Origin of the sequence: Pseudomonas peli, from assembly GCF_050563605.1 — a bacterium.
Classification (GTDB): Bacteria; Pseudomonadota; Gammaproteobacteria; order Pseudomonadales; family Pseudomonadaceae; genus Aquipseudomonas; species Aquipseudomonas peli_A.
Genome location: NZ_JBNXUH010000258.1, coordinates 1 through 273, shown reverse-complemented (window position 1 = coordinate 273; position 273 = coordinate 1). Strand labels below are relative to the sequence as shown.

At 58.2% G+C, this 273-nt stretch carries 1 pseudogene; it reads right to left on the bottom strand.

Going from position 1 to position 273, the window contains the following annotated elements:
• Window positions 1-73: 73 nt before the first annotated feature.
• Window positions 74-273 (bottom strand): annotated as a pseudogene (locus ACQ4LH_RS21655) (aminotransferase class IV); the annotation flags it as partial.

The following is a 273-nucleotide window of genomic DNA, read 5'->3' as shown; positions in this document are numbered from 1 at the left end:
CTCCCCCATTTCATATTTTTCCACTCGTGGCGCGTCGTCTTCAGCGTCAGCTGTGTATAAGAGTCAGGGTCCCCAGTACCCCAGCTCTGACCAGCAACAGGTTGCTGTAAACGCCCTCGATCACCCTGCTACTGGTGTCCAGCATCAGACCCTCGGCATGCTCGGCGCCCTGCCATTCGCTGCGCGCCAGCACCTGCTCCAGTCGATTGAGATGCTTCAGGCCAGCCAGCAACCTGTCTCTTAACACATCTCCGAGCCCACGAGACGAACTGA